Source organism: Nocardioides sp. Z30_9, assembly GCF_058215735.1.
The window spans coordinates 1,533,569-1,559,189 of record NZ_JBZAJF010000001.1; the positions used below are offsets into that span (position 1 = coordinate 1,533,569).

At 70.7% G+C, this 25,621-nt stretch carries 20 protein-coding genes and 1 pseudogene; 11 read left to right on the forward strand and 10 right to left on the reverse strand.

The window, feature by feature from the left end; translation table 11 throughout:
* The first annotated feature begins 1 nt into the window (after window position 1).
* The 3 genes from AC4BGB_RS07435 (at window position 2) to AC4BGB_RS07445 (ending at window position 4,128) form a co-directional block, all read left to right on the forward strand.
* The gene (locus AC4BGB_RS07435; protein ID WP_490546142.1) at window positions 2–1,180 is read left to right on the forward strand and encodes an acyl-CoA dehydrogenase family protein; all 1,179 of its coding nucleotides are present in this window, start codon (window positions 2–4) and stop codon (window positions 1,178–1,180) included.
* 50 nt (window positions 1,181–1,230) lie between these two features.
* A complete protein-coding gene (locus AC4BGB_RS07440) occupies window positions 1,231–3,084 on the forward strand; it encodes an AMP-dependent synthetase/ligase (protein WP_490546144.1) in 1,854 nt (617 codons plus the stop codon).
* Window positions 3,085–3,306: 222 nt separating this feature from the next.
* Complete coding sequence (locus AC4BGB_RS07445) at window positions 3,307–4,128, forward strand: sigma-70 family RNA polymerase sigma factor (RefSeq protein ID WP_490546145.1); 822 nt, start codon at window positions 3,307–3,309, stop codon at window positions 4,126–4,128.
* A 46-nt stretch (window positions 4,129–4,174) separates the two neighbouring features.
* On the opposite strand, the gene AC4BGB_RS07450 is transcribed toward AC4BGB_RS07445, so the two are convergent.
* Window positions 4,175–5,062 (reverse strand): glycerophosphodiester phosphodiesterase family protein, encoded by an 888-nt coding sequence (locus tag AC4BGB_RS07450; protein ID WP_490546147.1) that lies wholly within the window; start codon window positions 5,060–5,062, stop codon window positions 4,175–4,177.
* Between the two features lie 109 nt (window positions 5,063–5,171).
* Here AC4BGB_RS07450 and AC4BGB_RS07455 point away from each other — a divergent pair, with 109 nt between their 5' ends.
* The 8 genes and pseudogenes from AC4BGB_RS07455 to AC4BGB_RS07490 all read left to right on the forward strand — a co-directional run bounded on the left by AC4BGB_RS07455 (window position 5,172) and on the right by AC4BGB_RS07490 (window position 15,457).
* Window positions 5,172–5,720: a YbaK/EbsC family protein gene (locus tag AC4BGB_RS07455; RefSeq protein WP_490546148.1), complete on the forward strand. Its 549-nt coding sequence runs from the start codon at window positions 5,172–5,174 to the stop codon at window positions 5,718–5,720.
* Between the two features lie 186 nt (window positions 5,721–5,906).
* Window positions 5,907–6,859: pseudogene (locus tag AC4BGB_RS07460) on the forward strand (MMPL family transporter); the annotation flags it as partial.
* A gap of 309 nt (window positions 6,860–7,168) precedes the next feature.
* Window positions 7,169–7,948 carry an MMPL family transporter gene (locus AC4BGB_RS07465; RefSeq protein WP_490546797.1) on the forward strand — a complete coding sequence of 260 codons (780 nt, stop codon included), beginning with the start codon at window positions 7,169–7,171 and terminating at the stop codon, window positions 7,946–7,948.
* Between the two features lie 54 nt (window positions 7,949–8,002).
* Window positions 8,003–9,034 carry an LLM class F420-dependent oxidoreductase gene (locus AC4BGB_RS07470; protein ID WP_490546149.1) on the forward strand — a complete coding sequence of 344 codons (1,032 nt, stop codon included), beginning with the start codon at window positions 8,003–8,005 and terminating at the stop codon, window positions 9,032–9,034.
* Window positions 9,035–9,117: 83 nt separating this feature from the next.
* On the forward strand, window positions 9,118–11,664 hold the full coding sequence (locus AC4BGB_RS07475) for a bifunctional FO biosynthesis protein CofGH (RefSeq protein ID WP_490546150.1): 2,547 nt from the start codon (window positions 9,118–9,120) through the stop codon (window positions 11,662–11,664).
* Window positions 11,665–11,715: 51 nt separating this feature from the next.
* On the forward strand, window positions 11,716–13,125 hold the full coding sequence (xylB, locus tag AC4BGB_RS07480; RefSeq protein WP_490546151.1) for a xylulokinase: 1,410 nt from the start codon (window positions 11,716–11,718) through the stop codon (window positions 13,123–13,125).
* Window positions 13,122–14,285 carry a xylose isomerase gene (gene xylA / locus AC4BGB_RS07485; RefSeq protein WP_490546152.1) on the forward strand — a complete coding sequence of 388 codons (1,164 nt, stop codon included), beginning with the start codon at window positions 13,122–13,124 and terminating at the stop codon, window positions 14,283–14,285. The genes xylB and xylA overlap by 4 nt, the downstream gene beginning before the upstream one ends.
* Before the next feature lie 2 nt (window positions 14,286–14,287).
* Window positions 14,288–15,457, forward strand: a complete 1,170-nt coding sequence (locus AC4BGB_RS07490) for an ROK family protein (protein ID WP_490546153.1) — start codon at window positions 14,288–14,290, stop codon at window positions 15,455–15,457.
* A 358-nt stretch (window positions 15,458–15,815) separates the two neighbouring features.
* Here the strand turns inward: AC4BGB_RS07490 and AC4BGB_RS07495 are convergent, their stop codons facing one another.
* The 9 genes from AC4BGB_RS07495 to AC4BGB_RS07535 form a co-directional block, all read right to left on the reverse strand.
* The gene (locus AC4BGB_RS07495) at window positions 15,816–17,045 is read right to left on the reverse strand and encodes an ROK family protein (protein WP_490546154.1); all 1,230 of its coding nucleotides are present in this window, start codon (window positions 17,043–17,045) and stop codon (window positions 15,816–15,818) included.
* A gap of 2 nt (window positions 17,046–17,047) precedes the next feature.
* Complete coding sequence (locus tag AC4BGB_RS07500) at window positions 17,048–18,337, reverse strand: sugar ABC transporter permease (RefSeq protein WP_490546155.1); 1,290 nt, start codon at window positions 18,335–18,337, stop codon at window positions 17,048–17,050.
* Between the two features lie 7 nt (window positions 18,338–18,344).
* A complete protein-coding gene (locus AC4BGB_RS07505) occupies window positions 18,345–19,124 on the reverse strand; it encodes an ATP-binding cassette domain-containing protein (protein WP_490546156.1) in 780 nt (259 codons plus the stop codon).
* 109 nt (window positions 19,125–19,233) lie between these two features.
* A complete protein-coding gene (locus AC4BGB_RS07510) occupies window positions 19,234–20,349 on the reverse strand; it encodes a sugar ABC transporter substrate-binding protein (protein ID WP_490546157.1) in 1,116 nt (371 codons plus the stop codon).
* Between the two features lie 159 nt (window positions 20,350–20,508).
* Window positions 20,509–21,531 (reverse strand): zinc-dependent alcohol dehydrogenase family protein, encoded by a 1,023-nt coding sequence (locus AC4BGB_RS07515; RefSeq protein WP_490546158.1) that lies wholly within the window; start codon window positions 21,529–21,531, stop codon window positions 20,509–20,511.
* Window positions 21,531–22,400: a sugar phosphate isomerase/epimerase family protein gene (locus tag AC4BGB_RS07520; RefSeq protein WP_490546159.1), complete on the reverse strand. Its 870-nt coding sequence runs from the start codon at window positions 22,398–22,400 to the stop codon at window positions 21,531–21,533. The genes AC4BGB_RS07515 and AC4BGB_RS07520 overlap by 1 nt, the downstream gene beginning before the upstream one ends.
* Window positions 22,401–22,432: 32 nt before the next feature.
* Entirely contained in the window at window positions 22,433–23,419 is a 987-nt protein-coding gene (locus AC4BGB_RS07525; RefSeq protein WP_490546160.1) for an NAD(P)-dependent alcohol dehydrogenase, read from the reverse strand.
* A gap of 59 nt (window positions 23,420–23,478) precedes the next feature.
* Window positions 23,479–24,720, reverse strand: coding sequence for a sugar ABC transporter permease (locus AC4BGB_RS07530; RefSeq protein ID WP_490546161.1), 1,242 nt, complete (start codon window positions 24,718–24,720; stop codon window positions 23,479–23,481).
* On the reverse strand, window positions 24,717–25,550 hold the full coding sequence (locus AC4BGB_RS07535) for an ATP-binding cassette domain-containing protein (protein WP_490546162.1): 834 nt from the start codon (window positions 25,548–25,550) through the stop codon (window positions 24,717–24,719). The genes AC4BGB_RS07530 and AC4BGB_RS07535 overlap by 4 nt, the downstream gene beginning before the upstream one ends.
* Between the last annotated feature and the right edge of the window lie 71 nt (window positions 25,551–25,621).

Consider the following 25,621-nt stretch of genomic DNA (forward strand, 5'->3'; position numbering starts at 1 on the left):
GATGGACTTCGACCTTCCCGAGTCCGCCGTCGCCGTACGCGCGGGTGTCGCTGCCGTCGCAGCGAAGTACGACCACGCCTACTGGTCGCGGTGCGAGGAGAACCACCGCTATCCCGAGGAGCTCTACCGAGACCTCGCCGACGGCGGCTGGCTCGGCCTCAGCGTCCCCGAGGAGTACGGCGGCGGCGGGCAGGGACTGCTCGAGACGGCGATCGCCTGCGAGACCCTGTGCGCCTCCGGGGGCACGGCGGGCTCGTTCATCTACGTGCTCAACCCGGGCTTCGGCGTCACGACGCTGGCCCGGCACGGCACGCAGGAGCAGAAGCAGGAGATCCTCCCGGGCCTGGCCACCGGCGACCTCCAGTTCAGCTTCGGGCTGACCGAGCCCGACGCCGGCTCCAACGCCATCGAGATCACCACCAGCGCCCGCCCCGACGGGGACGACTTCCTGATCAAGGGCCAGAAGGTGTGGATCTCCAACGTCGAGCGGGCCGACTGGATGGTCGTGGTCACCCGTACGATCCCGGCCGCCGAGGCGAGGCCGCGCACGTCCGGCTTCACGCTGTTCCTCCTCGACGTCAAGGAGGCTCTGGCCGCCGGGACGTTGAGCTACACCCCGATCCCGAAGATGGGGTCGAACATCCTGCACTCCAGCCAGGTCTTCCTCGACGACGTCCGGGTCCCCGCCCACCGGGTGCTCGGCGAGGTCGACGAGGGCTTCCGGGTGCTGTGGGACGTGCTCAACCCGGAGCGGATCATCGCTGCTGCCGGTGCCGTGGGCGGTGCCGACGCCGCACTGGACGTCGCCTCCGACTACGCCCGTGAGCGCCAGGTCTTCGGGCGCCCGATCGGGTCGAACCAGTCGATCCAGTTCCCACTGGCCCAGATCAAGGCGAAGGCCGAGCTGGCCCGGCTGATGACCTACAAGGCCGCCTGGCTCTTCGACCGGGGCAGGCCGTGCGGGAGCGAGGCGAACGTCGCCAAGCTGACCGCGGCCCAGGCCTCGTGGGAGGCCGCGGACCAGGCGTTCCAGACCCTCGGCGGGATGGCGTACTCCAAGGAGTACCCGGTGGAGCGGATGTTCCGCGACGCCCGCATCGCCAAGAACATCCCGGTCTCGGAGCAGATGGTGCTCGCCCACATCGGCACCTCGATGCTGAACCTGCCGAAGAGCTATTGACGCTCCCCCGGACTGCGGAGAGACTCCAGACCCCCGACCAGGAGACTCACATGACCGATGTCCTCGCAGACCGGCAGCAGATCGAGGCCCTGATCGCGGGGAGGTCGATCGTGCAGGCGTTCGCGGACACCGTGGCCGAGCAGGGCGACGCCCCGGCGTACTCCGACAAGATCGGGGTCGAGGACCCGGCCGGCTGGCGCACACTGTCCTGGCGCGAGCTGCGCGAGACCGCCCTGGACGTGGCCGCGGCGCTGGTCGACCTCGGCGTGCAGCCCGGTGACCGGGTCGCGATCATGGCCTCGAACCGGATCGAGCACGTGGTCGCCGACATCGGGGCCCTGCACGCCGGCGCGACGCCGATGTCCATCTACAACACCCTCTCCCCCAGCCAGGTCGGCTACATCGCCGGCCACGCCGCCCCCGCGGTCGTGGTGCTCGAGAGCGCCGACCACCTCGCCCGCTGGGCCGACGCACTGGCCGCCGGCGAGGTCCGGCAGGTCGTGGTGCTCGACCCGGCCGCCGTACAGGGCGGGGCGATCACCTGGGACCAGCTGCTCGAGCGCGGCCGCGCCACCAGGGAGCAGCACGCCGCGGAGGTCGACCGTCGCTGGCAGGCCATCGACCCCGACCAGCCGGCGACGATCCTCTACACCTCCGGCACGACCGGCAACCCCAAGGGCGTGGTGATCACCCACCGCAACGTGCTCTTCGAGGTGGAGAGCAGCACCCGGACCGCCGGGCTCGAGGGCGAGGAGAACATCGGGGTCTCCTACCTGCCCTACGCCCACATCGCCGAGCGGGTGCTGGGCATCTACCTGCCGATGGCCCAGGGCGCCCACCTGCACCTGATCGGTGACCCGGCCCAGCTGGTCGGCGCGCTCGGCCAGGTCCGCCCGACGCGGTTCTTCGGGGTTCCCCGGGTCTGGGAGAAGATCCAGACCGGCATCGGCGGGCTGCTCGCGATGGAGACCGACGCGGCGAAGAAGCAGGCTGTCGCCGACGCGATGGCGGTCGGCCTGGAGTACGTCGAGTCGCTGCAGGTCGGTCACCAGACCAGCCCCGAGCTCCAGGCGAGGTACGACGCCGTCGACCAGGCCGTGCTCACCCCGATGAAGTCGATGCTCGGCCTGGAGCGGGTGACCTGGGCCGGCTCCGCTTCGGCCCCGATGCCGCTGGAGACCGCGCGGTTCTTCGCCGGCCTCGGGTTCGCCATCTTCGACATCTACGGGATGACCGAGACGACCGGCTCGGTCACCGCCTGCGGGCCCGGCCGGTTCAAGCTCGGCACCGTCGGCCAGGCCCAGCCCGGCATCGAGATCGCGATCGCCGAGGACGGCGAGATCCTCACCCGGGGCCCAGTGAACACCTCCGGCTACCTCCAGAACCCCGAGGCCACCGCCGACCTCGTCGACGAGGACGGCTGGGTGCACACCGGCGACATCGGCGAGCTCGACGAGGACGGGTTCTTGAAGGTCGTCGACCGCAAGAAGGAAATGATCATCACCTCGCAGGGCAAGAACATCGCACCCTCGAACATCGAGAACCTCCTCAAGGAGAGCCCCCTGGTCGGGCACGCGCTCGCCTACGGCGACTCCAAGCCCTACGTGGTCGCCATCATGACCCTCGACCCGGACGTCGCACCGGTGGTCGCCGGCAAGCTGGGCCTGGAGTACGCCGACCTCGCCGGCCTCGCGCAGGCACCCGAGATCCTCGCCATGGTGGAGGACGCGGTGGCGAAGGCCAACGAGCGGCTCTCCCGCCCCGAGCAGGTCAAGAAGTGGACCCTGCTGCCGGTGGAGTGGACCGCCGAGACCGCGGAGCTGACCCCGACGCTGAAGGTGAAGCGTCGCGTCGTGCACGCGAATTACGCGGACGCGCTCCAGGGTCTCTACGCCCAGTCGTGAGGCTGGACGCGGGCCTGCCACCCGGGCCCCTTACTTTGTAAACTTTTTGCCCTCGCACCCTTTGTGATGCTCATCTCGTCGGCTACTGTGAAACGACGCGCCGCGCAGATGCGGCGGGCATCTCGTTGAAGCCAACCGGCCGGATGCCGCAGTGCTGTAGGGGAATGGCACTCCTTCCCTCAGCTCTCCCTCGGGGAGCGATTCACAGGTCGGTGAGCACACATGCCTGCACTAGCTCAACCCCAAACGGCCGGTCAACTGGCCCCCGAACAGACCCGTCCCGAGAACGCCCGGGCCACCCGGACGCGCGAGCTCTTCACGCTTGCCGGGTGCGCCGGCACGGCCGAGGAGCGACGCGCGCTCCTCGACACCGTGATCGAGATGCACCTCGACCTCGCCCACGCCGAGGCCGGCCGCTACCGCTCGCGGGGCATCCCCGTCGACGACCTGCGCCAGGTCGCCGCTCTCGCGCTGACCAAGGCCACCCGGGGCTACGACGTCGCCACCGGCCACGACTTCCTTTCCTACGCCGTGCCCACCATCCGCGGCGAGCTGCGCAAGTACTTCCGCGACCACGGCTGGATGATCCGGCCGCCTCGCCGGATCCAGGAGCTGCAGGCCCGGATCAACGCCGCCGAGGCCGTGCTGTCCCACCGGCTCGGCCGGTCTCCGCAGCCGGCCGAGATCGCCGAGCACCTCGACGAGCCCCGGGAGTCGGTGATCGAGGCGCTGGCCAGCGACGGCTGCTTCGCGCCGGCCTCCCTGGACCACCCTGCCGGTGGCGACGGGTCCACGACCCTGGGCGAGCTGCTGCCGCTCGACGACGCCGAGCACCGCGCAGCCGACGCGCGGCTGATGCTCAGCCCGGTGCTGAACACGCTCGGCAAGCGCGACCGGCTGATCCTCGACATGCGCTTCCACCAGGGGATGACCCAGCGCGAGATCGCCGCCTGCATCGGGGTCACCCAGATGCAGGTCTCCCGGCTGCTGACCCGCATCCTGGGCCAGCTGCGCAACAGTGTCGGCGAGGTTCACGCGTCCTGAGGCGGGCCGATCCTGAGCCGGGCCGAGGCAGACGGGTCGTCGGCCGCTAGGACGCTGCCACGCCTCGCCCGGAGACCCAGCGGTCCCTGACCGTGACCGTTGCCGCGGGGAAGTCGGTGAGCAGCCCGTCCACCCCGAGGTCGAGCAGCCGGACGATGTCGTCGGGCGTCTCCTTCCTCAGGGTCCACACGAGGACACCGAGGCCCGCCCTCCTGGCCACCTCGACCGTGCGGGCGCCCGCGTGCCGCTTGTGCACCCCGATCGAGCTCGCATACCTCGCCTCTCGGTGCAGCACCCGGCGCTTGACCGGTTCCAGGGGCCCCACCAGGCGGACCAGCTCGTTGTCCACGCGGTGCCGCAGCGCCCGCAGCACCGAGGAGTCGAACGACATCACGCTGACCGGTGACAGCGCGCCGGTCAGGCTGCGCCGCCGCAGCAGGTCGAGCAGCGGCTCGTGCATCGGCATCCCGAGACCGGCGAAGACCTCGGGGTGCTTGAGCTCGACGTGCACCCCGAGCCGGCGGCCGGACCGGGCCGACTCGGCCTCCCGCAGGTCGAGCAGCTCCTCGAGGGTGAGCACGTGCCCCTGGCCGTCGTACATCGCGCTGGTGGGTCGCTTGCGCGGCCAGCGCTCGCGCGCCCGGAGCCGCCGCAGCTCGGCGAGGTCGAAGTCCTGCACGAACCAGCCGTGCTGCACCAGGCCGTCGACCACCAGCCGGCGGCGGCGGTGCGCGAACTCGGCACGCTGGGCCACGTCGGTGGTCCTGGCCAGGTCGAGGTCGTGGCGGCAGACCAGCACCCCGTCGCGGGTGCAGACCACATCGGGCTCGACCGACTCGGCGCCCGTGCGCCAGGCCAGCCGGTAGGCCATCGAGGTGTGCTCGGGGCGATGACCGCTGGCACCGCGGTGCCCGATCACGAGGGTTCTGTTCACACTCGCGACGCTCCCCGCCGCGAGTGACGGACCGGTGACGTGCGCCCCAACGGAGGGCGAGCGTCTGGGGCCGTCTGCGGCCGATCCGGGGTCCCCGTACCTTTCTCGCATGCAGATCGACTCGTTCGGCTCCTTGTCGCTCCGACCGGCCCTCGACCACCCCGAGCTCCTCGCCGCCCCGGTGCGCGAGGCGCTCGCCTCCTGGGAGCACGCGGGCGAGGTCGCCGTGGCCGTGATCGACCCCGAGCTGGCCGACACCGCAGCGATGACCGAGGCGTACGGCGTCTCGCTGGAGGCCAGCGCGAACTGCGTCGTGGTCTCGGGCCGGCGCGACGGCCAGGAGCGCTCGGCGGCCTGCGTGGTTCGCGCGGACACCAAGGCCGACGTCAACGGCGTCATCAAGCGCACCCTCGACGTGCGCAAGGCCTCCTTCCTCAACCACGACCGTGCCGTGACCGAGACCGCCATGGAGTACGGCGGGATCACGCCGGTCGGCATCCCCTCGGACTGGCGCCTGCTCCTCGACCCACGCGTGGTCGACATCGAGACCGCGATCATCGGCAGCGGCATCCGTGGGTCCAAGCTCTTCCTGCCGGGCCGGCTACTGGTCCAGCTCCCCCGGGCCGAGGTGATTCCGGAGATGGCTCGCCAGGTCTAGTCTCGAAAACTCGGGGTGGACGATGAGTTCTGGACGCTCCCGGGGTCTGCCTCAGGTCAGTGAGGTGACTCGCGCCTCGCGCCCGTCCCCTGGAGTGGACCCATGCATCGTCAGATCGCCGGAAGGCTGACCGGCCGCGTCACCAAGTGGATCGTGCTCGCCCTGTGGCTGGTCGCCTTCGGCGTCATGGGCAGCTTCGCGGGCAAGCTCACCGACGTACAGAACAACGAGGCCGCCTCCTGGCTGCCGGGGAACGCGGAGTCCACGCGCGCCCTGGACAAGCTGGGGCCGTTCCAGGACCCGAACGCGATCCCGACGACCGTGGTCTACGAGAAGGACTCCGGGTTCACCGCGGCCGACCTCGCCACCCTGCAGAAGCAGGCCGGCGAGCTGCAGGCGATGGACGACGTCGAGGGCAAGGTGATCGGGCCGATCCCCTCCAGGGACGGCAAGGCGGTCCAGACAACCGTGACGTTCGACCTCGGGTCCAACGGGTGGAACCTGATGCCCGACATCGCGAAGGACATCAAGGACATCACGGCGCTCGACGGCACCGAGGTCTACATCGCCGGGGCGGGCGGCTCGGCCGTGGACTCCTTCGAGTCCTTCGAGGGGCTCGACAGCAGCCTGCTGGTCGCGGCCCTCGGCGTGGTCATCGTGCTGCTGCTGCTCACCTACCGCAGCCCGATCCTTGGATCCTGCCGATCTTCTCCGTGGTGGTCGCGCTGGTCACCTCCCTGGGGGTGATCTACTTCCTGGCGAAGTACGCCGACCTGACCGTCAACGGGCAGAGCCAGGCGATCGTGTCGATCCTGGTGATCGGGGCCGGGACCGACTACGCGTTGCTGCTCGTCGCGCGGTACCGAGAAGAGCTCCGTCGTCACGACGACCGGCACGAGGCGATGGCGGTCGCGCTGCACCGGGCCACCCCGGCCATCATCGCCAGCGGGAGCACGGTGATCGTGGGCATGCTGTGCCTGCTGCTCGCCGAGATGAACTCGACCGCGGGGCTGGGCCCGGTGTGCGCGATCGGCGTGGGAGTCGCGCTGCTGGCGATGATCACGCTGCTGCCCGCCCTGCTGGTGATCTTCGGCCGGTGGATGTTCTGGCCCAAGCGCCCGACGTTCGGCTCCGACGAGCCGACCAGCCGCGGACTGTGGGCGCGGGTGGGCCAGTTCATCGCCCCGCGGCCGCGCAGGGTCTGGGTGGTCACCGCGGCCTGCCTCGGTGTCGCAGCGCTCGGCGTACTCACCCTGAACACCAACGGGCTCTCCGCCGAGGACACCTACACCCAGGAGTTCGAGTCGGTCACCGGCCAGAAGGTGCTCACCGAGCACGGCCTCGCGGACGCCTCCACACCGCTGCAGGTGGTCGCGAACGCGGACCGGGCCGACGCAGTGGCGCAGGCCCTGCGCGGCGTGGAGAACCTCGAGCCGCCGAGCCGACCGGTGGTCCAGGACGGGGTCGCGTTCATCAGCTCGAACCTGACCGTCGACTCCACCTCCGACGCAGCCTTCGACACGGTCGACGAGGCACGCGCAGCGGTGCACGGGGTCGACGGGGCGGACGCACTGGTGGGCGGCAGCTCCGCGATCCTCGCCGACATGCTGGAGGCGAACGCCCGGGACTCCCAGGTGATCATCCCGGTGACGCTGCTCGTGGTGCTGCTGATCCTGATGGTGCTGCTGCGAGCCGTGGCCTCGCCGCTGATCCTGATCGCCACGGTGGTGCTCTCCTTCGGCGCCGCCCTCGGCCTGAGCGCCCTGGCGTTCACCTACCTGTTCGACTACCCCGGCGTGGATCCCAGCTTCCCGCTGTTCGTCTTCGTCTTCCTGGTCTCCCTGGGCATCGACTACAACATCTTCTTGATGACCCGGGTGCGCGAGGAGACGATGACCCGCGGGACCCGGGCCGGGTCGCTGGTGGCGCTCTCGGCCACCGGCGGGGTGATCACCTCGGCCGGGCTGGTGCTCGCCGCGACGTTCGCGGTGCTGGCGTCCCTGCCACTGGTGTTCCTGGTCGAGCTCGGCTTCGCGGTCGCGCTCGGGGTCATCCTGGACACGATCATCGTCCGCTCGGTGCTCGTGACCGCGATCAACCTCGACCTCGGCGCGAAGATCTGGTGGCCCAGCGGGCTCGACCGCGCCGGTGGGCACGGCGGGGCGGGGGCGGTCCCGGGCCGATCGTCAGAGCAGAGCGAGCGCAGCGACGTACGCGTGCGGACCTGAGGAGGAGCGGCCCCGAGGTGGCGCCACGACCCTGACACCAATACTGTCAGCGTCATGAAGCTCTCCACGATGTTGATGTACGACGGAAACCCGCGCTCCGCCGCCGACCAGGTCGTCGGGCTGGAGAAGGCCGGGATCGACACGGTCTGGGTGGCCGAGGCCTACGGCTTCGACTCCCCCACGCTGATGGGCTACCTGGCCGCCGTGACCGAGACCGTCGAGATCGGCGCCGCGATCCTCAACGTCTACTCGCGCACGCCGACGCTGCTCGCGCAGACCGCCGCCGGCCTCGACAACGTCTCCGGCGGGCGCGCCATCCTCGGCCTCGGCGCCTCGGGCCCGCAGGTCATCGAGGGCTGGCACGGGATGCCGTACAGCAAGCCCCTGGGACGCACCAAGGAGGCGATCGAGATCATCCGCGCCGCTCTGCGCCGCGAGGTGATCGAGTACGACGGGAAGAGCTTCCACCTCCCCCTGCCGCAGGGTGAGGGCACCGGGCTCGGCAAGCCGCTGAAGATGCTGACCCGCCCCGAGCGCAGCAGCGTCCCGATCTACATCGCCGCCCTCGGGCCGAAGTCGGTCGAGGGCGCCGCGGAGTACGCCGACGGCTGGCTGCCGTTCATGTACAGCCCCGAGGGCGCCGCCCAGGTCTGGGGCGACGCGATCGCCGCCGGCACCGCCAAGCGCAGCGAGGACCTGGCGCCGCTGGAGATCTCCGCGGGCGGGCTCGTCGCGATCGGCGACGACGTCAAGGGCTTCCTCGACTTCGCCCGCCCGATGGCCGCGCTCTACATCGGCGGCATGGGTGCCCGAGGCAAGAACTTCTACAACGAGCTCGCCTGCAAGTACGGCTACGAGGCCGAGGCCAAGGAGATCCAGGACCTCTACCTCGACGGCAAGAAGAAGGAGGCCGAGGCGGCAGTGCCGCTCGAGCTTCTCGAGCGCACCAACCTCGTCGGCCCCGAGGGCTACATCAAGGAGCGGATCGCGGCCTTCCGCGAGTCCGGCGTGACCAACCTCCAGGTGGCCCCGGCCAGCGACGACCCGGCCGGGCTGGTGCGCCAGCTCAAGGAATGGGTCAGCTGAACCGGCCGGTTCGCCACGCGCGGGCGGGGCCCGACAGCGGGCCCTGCCCGCGTGGGCCCGGCACGCGGCTAGCCTGAAGCACGATGAGCGACCAGCCGGCCACCAGGCCCACCCCCCAGCAGACTCGCCGGGCGATCGCACGCGCCGAGCGCGGCGCCGCCCTGGACCTCGCCGAGGCCGCGGTGCTGCTGGAGGCGCGCGGCGAGGACCTCCAGCGACTGACCGCCGTGGCCGCACGGGTGCGGGACGCGGGCCTGGTCAGCGCGGGCCGGCCGGGGACCGTGACCTACTCCCCGAAGGTGTTCATCCCGGTCACCCGGCTGTGCCGCGACCGCTGCCACTACTGCACGTTCGTCACCACGCCGGGGCACCTCGAGCGCGCCGGCGAGGCGCCCTACCTCTCCCCCGACGAGATCCTCGAGATCGCCCGCCAGGGTGCCGAGCTCGGCTGCGCGGAGGCGCTGTTCACCCTCGGTGACCGGCCCGAGGACCGCTGGCCCGAGGCACAGGCCTGGCTGGACGCGGAGGGTTACGACTCCACCCTGGCCTACGTGCGCGCGATGGCCGTGCGCGTGCTGGAGGAGACCGGGCTGCTGCCCCACCTCAACCCCGGCGTGATGTCGTGGGAGGAGATGAACCGGCTCAAGCCGGTCTCCCCCTCGATGGGGATGATGCTGGAGACCACCTCGCGACGCCTGTTCGAGGTCAAGGGCGAGGCCCACCACGGCTCGCCCGACAAGGACCCGGCCGTGCGCGTGCGCGTGCTCGAGGACGCCGGCCGGCTCGGCGTACCGTTCACGACCGGGCTGCTGATCGGCATCGGCGAGACCGTGACCGAGCGCGCGGAGTCGATCTTCGAGCTGCGCCGCGTGGCCCGGCAGTACGGCAACGTCCAGGAAGTCATCATCCAGAACTTCCGCGCCAAGCCCGACACCGCGATGCGGCACACCGACGACCTCGGCCTCGAGGAGTACCTCGCCGCGATCGCCGTCTCCCGGATCGTGCTCGGCCCCAAGCTCCGGCTGCAGGCTCCCCCCAACCTCGTCGACCTCGAGGAGTGCACTGCGCTGCTCGGGGCCGGCGTCGACGACTGGGGCGGCGTCTCCCCTCTCACCCCCGACCACGTGAACCCCGAGCGTCCCTGGCCCTCCCTGGAGCGGCTGCGCTCGATCACCGAGTCCGCCGGGTTCACCCTGCGCGGGCGCCTGACCGCGCACCCGGAGTACGTCCTGGCCGGCGAGCCCTGGATCGACCCCCGCGTCTCGGCCCACGTGGCCGCCCTCGCCGACGACGACGGCCTGCTGCGAGACGGCGTACGCCCGGCCGGCCACCCCTGGCAGGAGCCTGACGGCGGCTTCGCGGTCGCCGGCTCCGGCAAGGGCCGCACCGACCTGCACGCCAGCGTCGACACCGAGGGCCGCACCAACGACCGCCGCTCCGACTTCGACGAGATCTACGGCGACTGGGACTCGCTCAAGGAGGGGATAGTCCGAGACAGTCCCGTCGCGGAATCGGTCAGTTCGGGACGGAAACGTCGCGGACTATCCGGTACGGCGGCACTCAAGGCAGCCGAGCGCGATCCCGGAAACCTGAGCGACGAGCACGCGCTCACCCTGATGACCGCCGAGGGCGAGCTGCTCGACCAGGTGTGCAAGCTGGCCGACGACCTGCGGCGGGAGACTGTCGGCGACGACGTCACCTACGTGGTCAACCGGAACATCAACTTCACCAACGTCTGCTACGTCGGCTGCCGGTTCTGCGCGTTCGCGCAGCGGCGTACCGACGCCGATGCCTACTCGCTCTCGCTGAGCCAGGTCGCGGACCGGGCCGAGGAGGCCTGGAACCTCGGCGCCACCGAGGTCTGCATGCAGGGCGGGATCGACCCCGAGCTCCCCGGTACGGCGTACTTCGACCTCGCCGCCGCCGTGAAGCAGCGGGTGCCGCAGATGCACGTGCACGCGTTCTCGCCGATGGAGATCGTCAACGGCTCCAGCCGCACCGGGCTGTCCTTCGAGGACTTCCTGATCAAGGCCCGCGAATCCGGCCTCGACACCATCCCGGGCACCGCGGCCGAGATCCTCGACGACGAGGTCCGCTGGGTGCTCACCAAGGGCAAGCTGCCCACCGCCACCTGGATCGACGTGGTCAGCACCGCACACCGCGTGGGGGTGCGGTCGAGCTCGACGATGATGTACGGCCACGTGGACAACCCGCGGCACTGGGTGCAGCACCTGCGGGTGCTCTCCCGGATCCAGGACGAGACCGGCGGGTTCACCGAGTTCGTGCCGCTGCCGTTCGTGCACACCTCCTCGCCGATCTACCTCGCCGGCGTCGCCCGGCCGGGCCCGAGCCTGCGCGACAACCTCGCGGTGCACGCGATGGCCCGGATCCTGCTGCACGGCCGGATCTCCAACATCCAGACCAGCTGGGTCAAGCTCGGTGTCGAGGGCACCCGGGCGATGCTCCAGGCGGGCGCCAACGACGTCGGCGGCACCCTGATGGAGGAGACGATCTCCCGGATGGCGGGCTCCGAGCACGGGTCGGCCAAGACGGTCGCGGAGCTGGTGGAGATCGGCGCAGGCATCGACCGGCCGGTCGTCGAGCGCACCACGACGTACGCCGCCCGCTAGTCCGCTCCCGCAGGCCCTTGACTTAGTTCAAGAGTCGTATAAAAGTAAGGGATGGCCGACTCACCCCTCGTCCTCGGCATCGACTCCTCGACCCAGTCGACCAAGGCCCTCCTCGTGGACGCCTCAGACGGCACTGTCGTGGAGCAGCGCTCGGCCGCGCACCCACCCGGCACCGCCGTCGACCCGCGGGCCTGGATCGCGGCGCTGGAGGAGGCTGCGGGACCGCTGCTCCCCCGCGCGGCAGCGGTGGCGGTGGGAGGCCAGCAGCACGGTGCGGTGATGCTCGACGAGTCCGGCGAACCGGTGCGGGACGCACTGCTGTGGAACGACCTCCGCAGTTCCGCGGCCGGCGAGGAGCTGGTCGCGGAGCTCGGCGGCCCCGACGCCTGCGCCGAGCTGACCGGGAGCGTGCTCACCGGCTCCTTCACGGTGACCAAGCTGCGCTGGCTGCGCGACCACGAGCCCGACGCCGCTGCGCGGGTGGACCGGATGCTGCTCCCCCACGACTACCTCACCTGGCACCTCGCCGGGCGACCCGAGGAGGCGACCACCGACCGCGGGGACGCCTCCGGGACCGGGTACTTCTCCACCCGCGAGGACACCTGGCTCCCCGACGTGCTCGAGCGCGCCCTGGGCCGCGGCGTACGCCTGCCCCGGGTCGCCGCCCCTGCCGAGGTGGTGGCCACCCGGGACGGGGCCGTGATCGCGCCGGGCACCGGCGACAACATGGCCGCGGCCCTCGGCCTGGAGCTGGGTCAGGGCGACGTCGCGGTCTCGATCGGCACCTCCGGCGTCGCCTCCGCGGTGACCACCGAGGCGGTCGCCGACGGCACCGGGCAGGTCTCCGGGTTCGCCGACGCCACCGGACGGTTCCTGCCGCTCGCGTGCACGATCAACGCCGCCCGCATCCTCGAGCTCGCCGCCCGGCTCCTCGACGTGGACCACGACGGCCTCGCGGAGCTGGCGATGCAGTCCGAGCCCGGCGCCCACGGCCTGACCCTGCTGCCCTACCTCGATGGCGAACGTACGCCGAACCGGCCCGACGCCACCGGCACCCTGCACGGGCTGACCACCGCGACCACGCGCGCCGACCTCGCCCGCGCCCACGTGGAGGGGCTGCTGTTCAGCCTGGCCGACGCGGTGGACGCCCTCGCGGCGGTCTCGGGGGCGACCGCCGAGCGCCTGCTGCTGATCGGCGGGGCGGCGCGCAACCCGGCCGTGCTCGCGTTGGCCCCCCTGGTCCTCGGCGAGCCCGTCGTGGTCCCGGCCCCCGGGGAGTACGTCGCCCTGGGCGCGGCCCGCCAGGCCGCCTGGGCCCTCTCGGGCGCGCCGACACCACCCGTCTGGAAGGTGTCCACCACCGAGCTGCCCACCGGTCGCACCGTCGCCGGTCTCCGCGAGGACTACCACCTGCTGCGCGAACGCACCGCCAACTGGAAACCACGAGAGGCACAGCCATGAGCGACTTCACCCCCACCCCGGAAGACAAGTTCTCCTTCGGTCTCTGGACCGTCCAGTACGGCGGCCGCGACCCGTTCGGGGAGCCCACCCGGCCCCCGATGGACCCGGTGCGCGCGGTGCAGAAGCTGGCGGAGATCGGCGCCTACGGGATCAACTTCCACGACGACGACGTGGTCCCCTTCGGCTCCGACGACGCCACCCGCGAGCGGATCCTCGACGGGCTGCGCAAGGCCCTCGCCGAGACCGGCCTGGTGGTCACCACCGCCACCACGAACCTGTTCTCCCACCCGGTGTTCAAGGACGGCGCGTTCACCTCCAACAACCGGGAGGTGCGCCGGTTCGCCCTGAAGAAGGTGATGCGCAACATCGACCTCGCCGCCGAGCTCGGCGCCAAGGTCTACGTGGCCTGGGGCGGCCGCGAGGGCGCGGAGTCGGGTGCCTCCAAGGACGTGATCACTGCCCTGGACCGCTACCGCGAGGCGTTCAACATCCTCGGCGACTTCGTCACCGACCGCGGCTACGACCTGCGGTTCGCCATCGAGCCCAAGCCCAACGAGCCGCGTGGTGACATCCTGCTGCCGACCGCCGGGCACGCGATGGCGTTCATCGAGACCCTCGACCGGCCCGAGATGGTCGGGATCAACCCCGAGGTCGGTCATGAGGAGATGGCCGGGCTCAACGCGGCGGCGGGGTACGCGCAGGCGCTGTGGCAGGGCAAGCTCTTCCACATCGACCTCAACGGCCAGAACGGGCCGAGGTACGACCAGGACCTGCGCTTCGGCGCCGGCAACGTGCGCGGCGCCTTCTGGGTGGTCGACACCCTGCTCGCCGGCGGGTACGACGGCCCGGTGCACTTCGACTTCAAGACCCCCCGCACCGAGGACGACAACGGGGTCTGGGTCGCCGCGCAGGCGTGCATGCGCAACTACCTGATCCTGCGCGAGAAGGCCCTCGCGTTCCGCGCCGACCCGGAGGTGCAGGACGCCCTCGAGCAGGCCCAGCTGCCCGAGCTCGCCGTACCCACCCTGGCCGAGGGCGAGAGCTGGGGCGACCTGGAGGCCGCGGACGTGCCCGACGTCGATGCGCTCGGGGCCCGTGACACGTCCTTCGAGCGGCTCGACCAGCTGGCGCTCGAGCACCTCTACGGGCTGCGCCCCTGAGCGTGCAGGCCGACGCAGGTCCCGCGGCCACCGACGAGGTACGCCGCCGCAACACCGCGCTCGTGCTGCGGCTGCTGCGCGAGGCAGGCTCGTTGAGCCGGGCGGACCTGGCGCGGCGCTCGGGGCTCGCGAAGGCCACGGTCGGGACGATCGTCACGCAGCTCGAGCGTGCCGGGGCGGTGAGCGCGGGCGAGAGTGAGTCGACCGGGCGGGGCCGTCCCAGCACTCCCCTGGCCCTGGCCGGGCGCAACCTGGCCGGGCTCGGGATCGAGGTGAACGTCGACTACATGACCGCCACCGCGCTCGACCTGGCCGGTCGCGAGCTCTTCTTCGAGGAGCGCCCGGTCGAGCCCGGGGCCGCCCGGCTCGGCGACGTGCTGGGGATCGTGCGCGAGCACGTGGAGCGCCTCGCGACCGACGGAGTCTCGCTGCTCGGCCTGACCATCGCGGTCCCGGGACTGATCGACCACGACCGCGGCGTGGTCGTCGCCGCCCCCAACCTCGGCTGGACCGAGGTTGCGCTCGCCGACGCCGTCCGCGCCGACCTCGGGCCGGGCATCCGCGTCGCCGTCGACAACGACGCGAACTGCGCGGCCCGCGCCGAGCGGGTGCACGGGGTCGCGGCGGGCATCGACGACTTCGTCTACCTGACCGGCACGGTGGGCCTCGGCGCCGGGGTGTTCAGCGGAGGCCGGGTGCTGCGCGGATCCCGCGGACTGGCCGGGGAGGTCGGGCACCTCCGCGTCGGGGACGACCAGCACGTCTGCGCGTGCGGGCGCACCGGCTGCTGGGAGGCCCTGGTCGGCCAGCGCGCACTGTCGCAGGCGACCGGGGTGCCGGTCCGGCCAGGCGAGGACCCGGTGTCGTACGCCGAACGGCTCGTCGCCGCGCCTGATGTCGGCGACGGCCTCGCCGTGGTCGCCGACGCGCTCGGTCGCGGGGTGGCCCAACTGGCCCTCACCCTGGACCCGCGGATGGTGGTCCTCGGCGGAGCGTTCGTACCCCTCGGCGAGCTCCTGGTCCCCGCAGTCGAGGCCGCCCTGGACGCGAGCTTCACCGGCGCCGGCTGCACCGTCACCCTGAGCACCCTCGGCCTGCACGCCGCCTCCACAGGCGCAGCAGTCGACGCCCTGGACGAGGTGTACGCCGGCACCCGCCCCCTGCCCGGCTGAGGCTGGGGGCACCACAAGGTGGTCGAGCAGCGAGCGGTGGGGCGAGCCCACGCGAGGTGAGCCAGGAGGCAGACGTACGCCGGGGCACGCGCCCGAAAGGTGGTCGAGCAGCGAGCGCCAGCGAGCGGACAGTCGAGACCACTCAGGGTGACCCGACAAGCAGCCGTACGCCGAAGCACGCGACCACATGGTGGTCGAGCAGCCTGGGGCGCGCGCCCCGGCGTACACCCGCCCCTCGGCGTACTTCTAGCTCCCGCCTCACCCGACGTGGTCTCGACTATCCGCTCGCTGGCGCTCGCTGCTCGACCACCTTGTGGGTCTCGCCCCCAGCCCGTCAGCCCGTCAGCCCGTCAGCCCGTCAGCCGAGGATCTCGGCCACTGCTCCCTGGGACCGCTCCAGGGACTCGGCCGGGTTGGCGAGGAGGTCGGTGAAGGCGAGCTCGGCGGCTCCGATGATCACCGAGTCGCCGCCCAGCCAGGGCAGGACGATCTGGACCTGTTCGGCGGGCGCGCGCAGGGCCCACTCGTCGAGGGCCTCCAGGACGTCCTCGCGGACCAGGGGGAAGACCCAGCGGAGCACGCCGCCGAGGATGACCATCTCGGGGTTGAACACGTTCACCAGGCCGCCGAGGCCCAGGCCGAGCGAGCGGCCCAGCCGCCGCAGCTCGGGGGACACTCCCGGTCCAGGCTGCAGGTAGTCGGCCAGCCGGTGGATCGCCTCGGGCGGGCAGCCGACCGCCTCGGCGACCGCGTGCGAGCCGATCTCCACCTCCCAGCAGCCGACGTTGCCGCAGCGGCAGGTGTGCCCGCGGGGGTTGAAGGGCTGGTGGCCGATCTCGCCGGCGTACCCGCTGGCTCCCCGCATCGGTGATCCCCCGACGATCACACCGCCACCGACGCCGACGTCACAGGAGATGAAGATCAGGTCGGACTTGTGCCGCCCGACGCCACGCGTGTGCTCGGAGAGCGCCCCCATCTCCGCGTCGTTGCCCAGGTGCACCGGCACCCGGCCGAGCCTGCTGGAGATCATCGAGCTCAGCGCCACGTCGGTCCAGCCGAGGTTGGGCGCGAACCGGACCAGGCCGACGCGGTCGGTCACCACGGCGGGTACGGCGATACCCACGCCCACCAGGCGCCCGTCCGGACCCGCGCTCCTCAACGTGGAGCGCATCATCTCCACGAGCGAGTCGAACAGCTCGTCGGGATCGGGATCACTCGGCGTCGCCATGGACACCCGGTCCAGGGGCAGCCCGCCGAGGCCGACCCGGGCGACGTCGACCGTGTCCACGCCCAGCTCGGCGGCTAGCACGAAGACGCCTTCCGGGTTCGGGTTCACGTCGATCGACGGCCGGCCGGCTCCGGCGCGCGGACCCGCTCCGACGAGCGGGATCGACTGGCGTACGGCGTCGAGGTCCTCGAGCTCGCGGACGAGGTCGGCGATCGTGGACCGGTTCAGCCCCATCCGCTCGGTCAGCTGCGCACGCGAGATGCCTCCCGAGCGGTGGACATGGCCGAGCAGCGTGCCGAGGTTGTGGCGTCGTACGGCGCCCTGGTTGGTGCCCGCGCCACGACGGGCCCGGTCGGCCACCGTCACGTCCCCGTGGCGGACCGGCGTCGGCGCGTGATCGCGTCGACCGATGCGGCGAGGAGGAGGACGCTGCCGGTGATGATGTAGTTGATGTAGGCGGACTGGTTGAGCAGGCCCAGGCCGTTGTCGATCGTGGCGATCACCAGACCGCCGATCACCGCGTCGCGGATCTTGCCCTTGCCGCCGAAGAGGCTGGTTCCGCCGATGACCGCGGCAGCCACGGCGTAGAGGAGCACGTTGCCCCCGCCCGACCCGGGTGAGACCTTTCCGGTGTACGACGCGCTGATGATGCCGCTGAGCACCGCCATGCTCGAGCAGATCACGAACGCGGAGACCTTCAGCCGGTCCACCGGGATGCCGGCTCGCCGCGCCGCCTCGGTGTTGCCGCCGACGGCGTAGATGTGCCGACCGTAAGGGGTACGACTGAAGACCAGCGTCCAGAAGATGAGCAGGGCGCCCACGACGAACACGGCGTACGGGATGCCCTCGATGACGAAGGTCGGGACCCGGCTCCGGTTCTTGCTCAGGACGAACGTCATCCCGAGCAGGACGACGCACAGGGCCACGAACTTGAACGCCACCAGCGAGTTCGGCGGGCGGTGCAGGTTCTTGCTCGCCAGCCGCGCCTGCCGCCAGAACAGCAACGCACCATAGGCCGCCAGCAGTGCGACCATCACGATCCAGCCGGTGAGGACGGGCATCGACTTGATCGTGATTGCTCGCAGCACCTCGTCGCGCACCGGGATCGTGCCGCCGAGCCCGATCAGCTTCAGGATCACGCCCTGCAGACCGAGGTAGAACGCGAGGGTCACCACGAACGAGGGGATCCCCAGCTTGGCGACCAGCACCCCGATGGCGAGCCCTACGAGAGCGCCGACGAGGAGCCCGATCAGCACCGCGACCGGCCAGCCGAGGTCGTGCCGGTCGATGGCCACCGCCGTGAAGCCAGCCGCCATGCCACCGGCGACGCCTGCGGACAGGTCGATCTCCCCGAGCAGCAGGACCGGGACCAGCCCCATGGCGAGCACGGAGATGGCGGATGCCTGAACCAGCAGGTTGGCGATGTTCAGGGTGCTGGTGAAGGTGTCCGGGCGCAGGGCGGAGAACACGATGAACAGCACTACCAGGCCCAGGATCGCCGGGAGCATCCCCATGTCGCCGCCGCGGAGCCGGTCACGGTAGGCCCGGAACGAGTCGCTGAGGGAAGCGCTGGCCTGGTCGTCGGCGAAATCCGCCGCGGCGAGGCTCGGCGCGGCGCCGGTGGACGCGGTGTCCTTCGGAGTGGTGGTCACGTCGCTCCTAGGCCGACTCGGCCGCGGTGGCGGCCGAGATGCCGATGTCTCCGGACCGCCCGGCTGTGATCAGCTCGACGATCTGGCTGTGGTTGGTCTCGCTCGTCTTCAGGTCCGCCGCGACCCGGCCCAGGAACAGGGCGGTGACCCGGTCGGAGACCTCGATGACGTCGAGCATGTTGTGGGAGATCAGCACGACGCCGAGCCCGTTGTCCGCGAGGCGCCGGACCAGGTCGAGAACCTGCCGGGTCTGTGCCACTCCCAGCGCCGCGGTCGGCTCGTCGAGGAGCACCACCTTGGAGTTCCACAGCACTGCCTTGGCAATGGCCACGGTCTGGCGCTGGCCGCCGGAGAGCGATGCGACGCTCTGCCGCACCGACTTCACCGTGCGGACCGAGAGCGAGGCCAGGGTGCTGCGCGCGCGATCCTCCATGGTCAGCTCGTCGAGCAGGACTCCCCCGGTCAGGGTCTCGCGACCCAGGAACATGTTCTGGACGATGTCGAGGTTGTCGCACAGCGCGAGGTCCTGGTAGACGACCTCGACACCGAGAGCGGCAGCGTCCTTCGGAGTGTGCAGAGTGACCGGCTTGCCCTCGAAGAGGAACTCACCGGAGTCCGCGCGGTTGATGCCTGCCACGGTCTTGACCAGGGTCGACTTGCCGGCCCCGTTGTCACCCACCAGAGCGGTCACCTGGCCGGGATAGACCTTCAGGCTCACGTCGTGGAGCACCTGGACAGCGCCGAAGCTCTTGTTCACTCCACGCAGTTCGAGCAGGGGTTGGGTCATGACGCCTCCGAGGTCGGTCGGGACGAGAGGTGCGGGAAAGGAGGTCGAGCCACGAGGGGCCCGGTCCCGGTGAGGAAGACCGGACCCGACGTGGTGATCGTCTGCCGGGTCAGGAGATCCCGGCCGCCTCGCACTCCTTCTCGAAGCCCTTGCAGACGTCGGCGGCCTTCTGTCCACCGTCGTCGATCACGGCCTTCACGTTCTCCTTGGTCACCGCGACCGGGTCGAGCAGGACCGAGGGGACCTCGCGCTTGCCCTCCGGGTCCTGCGAGGTGCCGTTGGTGTCGCCCTTCTCGCCCTTGGTCAGGCCGATGGCCAGGTCCGCGAGTGCTCCGGACTCTTCCTTGGCGGACTTGTAGACGGTCATGCACTGGGTGCCCCCGAGCACGTCCTGGAGACCCTGGACCGTCGCGTCCTGACCGGTGACCGGGACCTTGCCGGCGACACCGTTCTTCTCCAGGATCGCGATGGCCGAGCCTCCGAGCCCGTCGTTGGCGGCGAGCACGCCGTCGATCTTCCCCTTGTTCTGGGTGAACATCTGCTCGAAGATGTTGCCGGCCTCCTCGTTGTCCCAGCCGGGGACGGCCTGCTCGGCAACCTTCGTGTAGTTCTTGTTCGCGTCCAGCACCGAGTGCGCGCCCTTGGAGAACGAGGTCGCGTTGGAGTCGTCGGGCGAGCCGTTGAGGAAGACGATGTTGGCCTTGGTGTCCTGGCCGAGGCACTTCTGCAGCCCCTCCCCCTGGAGCTGGCCCACCTTCTCGTTGTCGAAGGAGACGTAGTACGCCGCGGAGCCGCCCAGGGTGAGCCGGTCGTAGTCGATCGTCGCGATGCCCTGGTTCTTGGCCTTCTCCTGGATCGCGGCGCCGGAGGCGTTGTCGAGGTTGACGATGGCCAGCACGGTGACGCCGCTGGAGATCATCGAGTCGGCGATCTGGGCCATCTTGTCGGCGTCGCCCTGCGCGTTCTGGATGTCGTAGTCGACGCCGGCCTCCTTGAACGCCGCCTCGAGGGCCGGACGGTCGGCGGTCTCCCAGCGCACCGAGGACTCGGTGTCGGGGAGGATCACCCCGACCTTGGCCTCGGACGCGCCGCTGCTGTCGCCGCTGTCGCTCTTCTTGTCGCTGTCACTGCCGCACGCGCTCAGGGTCAGGGAGAGCCCCAACGCACCAGCGACGAGTAGAACCGGGATCCGCTTCACGCAGATCGCCTCCTTTTGTGAGGTCACCGGCCCACTGCCCATGGTTCCCGGGCGGGTCGGAGAGGTAATAGTTGGTCGCGCCAACGTAACCTTCGTCACATTCCCGGTCTAGTGGTCTCGAACAACAAATGCCCGACGCCTACACCGGTCTAGACAGGTGTGAGGCACCGGGCATCGCTGTTTGAGTCACCGCTGCGGGTCGACGACCGCCTTCAGGCAGGTGGGGTCCGAGGACAGCGCGTCCAGGGCCGCGGCGTACTCCTCGAGCCCGAACCGGTGGGTGACCAGGCCGTCGGTGCGCACTCGTCCCGAGCGCAGCATCGCCAGCGATCGGTCCATGCAGTTCACCTGGGCGAAGGAGCCCTTGACCGCGAGCTGGCGACGGAAGATGTCGTAGGGGCGCCACTGCACCCGGTCCTCCTCCTCGCACATCCCGTAGACGAACACGGTGCCGTTGGCCCGCACGAGATCGGGCAGCAGCTGCACCACCGAGGACGCGCCGGTCACGTCGATGGCGACGTCGAACCCGCCCGGCTGCAGCGCTCGCAGCGTCTCGAAGGTGGCCTCGGCGTCGCGGGTGATCTGCACGACCCGGTCCACGCCGTACGACGAGGCCAGCACGAGCTTGAACTCGGTGGGAGCCGCGACCGTCACGCGGCCCGCTCCCCCGTGGACGAGCAGCTGTGCCAGCAGCAGCCCGGTCGTGCCGGACCCGATCATCAGCACGTCGGCACCGGGCTCGAGGCCCAGCACGTCCATCCCGTGCACCGCGCAGGCGAGCGGCTCGGCGAACACCGCGACCTCGTCGGGCAGGTCGTCGATCGGGTAGACCTTGTGCGCCGGGCTGACCAGCGAGTCGGCGAAACCGCCGGGTGCGTTGACGCCCAGGGACAGGAAGCTCTCGCAGAACAGGTGCTGGCCGCGCGAGCACTCAGGACAGCGCCCGCACGCCGAGGCGTTGTCGACCGCGACCCGCTGCCCGGGGACGAGGTGATCCACCCCGGCGCCGACCTCGCGGACGACGCCGACGCTCTCGTGCCCCGGCGTCAGCGGGAACTCCGCGAAGAACCCGCCGGCGTGCAGGTGCAGGTCGGTGCCGCAGACCCCGGCCAGGGTGACGTCGACGACGACCTCACCGGCGCCCGCGCGAGGCGTCGGCACCTCCTCGACGGCGAACTCGCGCGGTGCCGAGTAGACCAGGGCGCGCATCAGTGCAGCTGGACCGAGGCGACAGCGGCGAGCTGGTTGCGGATGTAGGAGTTCGCGTGCCGACCGAGGTCGTCACCGTCCTGCCACAGGTTGCGCCAGATCCCGAGCATGTTGCTCAGGTCCTCGTGCACGACGGCGGAGGAGAACGACTCGAACACGACCGGGCCGTCGAACCCGATCGTGGCGAGGCCACGGAAGAACCCGTCGAAGTCGACTGTCCCCGAGCCCAGGTAGCCGCGGTGGCTCTCCCCGATGTGCACGTAGCCCAGCCGATCGCCGGCGGCGAGGACCGGGGTGATCATGTCCGGCTCCTCGATGTTCATGTGGTAGGTGTCCAGGTGCACCGAGAGGTTCGAGGAGCCGGTCTCCTCGACGAAGCGCAGCGCCTGCCTGCTGGTGTTCAGCAGGTTCGACTCGTAGCGGTTGACCACCTCGACCCCGACCTTGATCCCCAGGGTGGCGGCGCGCTCGGCGATCCGGCCGATCGCCTCCTGGCTGTGCCGGCGGTTGAGGTCGGTCGCGGGCGCCATGTACTTGCGCATCGCGCTGTAGATCACGCCGACGAGGTGGGTGCCGCCCACCTCGGCGAGGAACTCCAGGCAGCGGCCGAGGAGGTCCTCACCGGCGGCCACGATCTCCGGGTCCTCGCTGGAGAGGTCGGTGATCTCCGAAAGACCCAGGGAAGCGGTCGCGGCGAGGCCTGAGTCGGCCAGCACCTTGCGGACCGAGGCCGCGTCGGCCTTGTCCGGATCCATCAACGGGATCTCGATGAGGTCGAAGCCCGCCGCGGCGGTCTTCTCGACCGCGAGCCGCAGGCCCGCGTCGTCGAAGGTTCCAGTCCACACGGAGGCGTGGCACCCGATCTGCATGGTCGTCCTTTCGAGGCCCCGAGCGGGACCGGTCAGAGCTGGGGGTGGATGACGGCCTTGACCGAGTCGGCAACGCGGCTGCCCAGCATGAGGGCGTCCGCGGTCTCCGCGAGCGGGAAGTGGTGGGTCACCAGCGGCGCGACGTCGATGCGCCCCGAGGAGACCAGCTCGATCGCGAGCGGCCACGTGTGGTTGTAGCGGTTGACCAGGCTCAGGGTCAGCTCGTTGACGTTGAGCTGCGAGAGCGGCAGGCCGATCGCCTCCTCCTTGGACATCCCGATCATCGCCGCGCGACCCGCGGGACGCAGCCGGCGCATGGCCTCGCCGAGCACCCCCGGAGCGCCCGAGCACTCGAGGAGCACGTCGAAGCGGTCCTCGGTGGGGGCGTCGCTGCGCTCGGTCTCGAAGCCCATGTCGCGGGCGATCCCGAGCCGGAAGTCGGAGAGGTCGGTGACGGTGACCTTGCCGGCGCCCAGGGCGCGCGCGGACGCGGCGGCCAGCAGCCCGACAGGACCGGCGCCGGTGACGAGCACCTCGTCGCCACCCGCGAGACCGGCGCGCTTGCAGCCCCAGATGCCCACCGACAGCGGCTCGAGGAGCGCGCCCTCCTCGTAGGTCATCTCGTCGGGGATCGGGTAGAGGTTGCGCGAGTCGATCGTCATCTTCTCCAACAGCGCACCGTCGTAGGGCGGCGTCGCGAGGAAGACCAGGTCGGGGCACAGGTGGTAGCGCCCGGCCATGCACTCGTGGCAGTTGCGGCACGGCGTACCCGGCTCGACCGCGACGCGGTCACCGACGGCGACGTTGGTGACGTCGGTGCCGACCGCGATCACCTGGCCGGAGACCTCGTGGCCCAGGATGATCGGGCCGTCGACGACGTAGTCGCCGATGCGCCCCACCTTGTAGTAGGCGGTGTCGGAGCCGCAGACGCCCACTGCCTCCACCCGCACCACTGCCTGCTGGGGGGACGGGTCCAGCTCGGGACGCTCCTCGATGACGATGTTCTCGAGCTCGGTCATGACTGCTGCGCGGTTAGCCACGGTGTTGCCTCTCTTGAGGGACGTGCACGTCGGTTGGGTCAGGCCCGGCCGTGTGAGACACGAGACTTGCGGGCCACGGAGTCGATCGCAACCGCGACGGCCAGGACGAGCCCGGTGATCACGAAGCGGTACGACGAGTCGAGGTTGAGCAGGGTGAGGCCGCTGGCGATCGCCGAGATCACCAGTACCCCGAGCAGGGCGGAGAACGCGCTGCCCCGGCCACCGAAGAGGCTGGTGCCACCGATCACGGCGGCAGCGATGGCGTTCAGGTTCACGTCACCCGTGCCGCTGCTGAGGTTCGCGGACGCCAGCCGGCCGGCGGCGAGGAGACCACCGACGCAGGCGAGCAGCGAGCACAGCATGAACGCGCTGAGGTAGACGTTGCGGACGTTGATGCCGGACCGGCGAGCGGCCTCGGCGTTGCCGCCCACCGCGAGCAGCGAGCGTCCCCACCGGGTGCGGGTGATCGCGTAGTTGAGCAGCAGCACCAGGCCCACGAAGAACACGACCATCCAGCCGACGCCGCGGTCCTGGTTGAGGTACCAGACCACCAGCCCGAGGACGACGACCAGGGCCACCGACCGCAGCACCAGCGTGCTGACCGAACGCGCGGACAGGTTGGCCTTGCGCCGGCGGGTCATGGTCTCGAACCCGGTGAGGAACAGGGCCAGGCCGGCGAGGACCACCAGCACGTAGGAGAGCCAGTGCGGCACGAACGCCAGCTGGGCGAAGTGCACCAGGGTGGAGTCGAAGGGCAGGTTGACCGAACCCTTGTCACCGAGGATCGCGAGCTGCAGGCCGAGGAACGCGAGCAGGCCGGACAGGGACGCCACGAAGCTGGGCATCCCGAACTTGGTCAGCAGGATGCCGTAGAGCAGCCCGATCGCCAGGGCCACCAGGCAGGCGACGCCGACGGCCAGGATCCAGTTCCAGTCGTGGCGCACGAACAGCACCGCGACGATGGCGCCGGAGAAGCCGCTCACCGAGCCGACCGAGAGGTCGATCTCACCGACGAGCAGGACGCACACGATGCCGAGCGCGATCACGCCCACCGCGCACATGTCGAGGATGAGGTTGACCATGTTGCCGCTGGAGAGGAACACCGGGTTCAGGATCTGGAAGACCGTCCCGATGAACAGCAGCCCGACGATCACGGGAAGCGCGCCCACGTCGCCGGCCTTGACGCTGCGCCAGAAGGTAGCGAGGGATCCCTTGATCCCCTGGCTCTGGCTGAGCCGCTCGTCGCTCTGGTCGAGGTTGGGCAGCTGCGTGGTGCTCATCGGTTCTCCTCCTCGACGGAGCCGTCGGCGACGGCGGGGTGCTCGGTGCCCTGCAACCGGTCACGACGACGCGTGACCACGTTGTCGCTGGCACCGGTGATGGCGGCGACGACCTCCTCGGAGGAGACCGTGCGCGCGTCGAACTCGCCGTTGTTGCGGCCGAGCCGGAGCACCACCACCCGGTCGGCGACCGCGCGGACGTCCTCCATGTTGTGGCTGATCATGATCACGCCGAGCCCGCGCTCGCGGAGCCGCTCGATCAGGTCGAGGACCTCCGCGGTCTGTGCCACACCCAGAGCCGCCGTGGGCTCGTCGAGGATGATGACGCGCGGGTCGCCGAGGAGCGAGCGGGCGATCGCGACCGTCTGTCGCTGGCCGCCCGAGAGCGAGGCGATCGGGATCCGGACGGTGGGGATCTTCGCCGAGAGCTGGCGCAGCAGCTCCCACGACTTGACCTCCATCGCCACCTCGTCGAGCCGGAGCGGCGAGAGCTCCTGGCCGAGGAAGAGGTTCTCGACGACGTTGAGGTTCTCGCACAGGGCGAGGTCCTGGAACACGGTGGCGATGCCGAGGCGGATGGCCGAGCTCGGGTCGGAGATCTGCACCTCCGAGCCGTCGAAGGCGATCGCTCCCGAGTTGGCCTGGTGCACGCCCGCGAGCACCTTGACCAGCGTCGACTTGCCGGCGCCGTTGTCGCCGACGATCGCGACCACCTCGCCGGCTCGTACGTCGAGATCGATGTCGGTCAGTGCGTTGACGGCACCGAACGTCTTGCTGACTCCGCGAAGACTCAGCAGCGCGGTCTGCGGCGTGGCGGGTGCAGCATTCATCGCTTCTCCTCAATCAGGTTGTCTCCCCCGAACCGGTCGCCGGGGCCCGCGTGGGGGACGCGGGCCCCGGC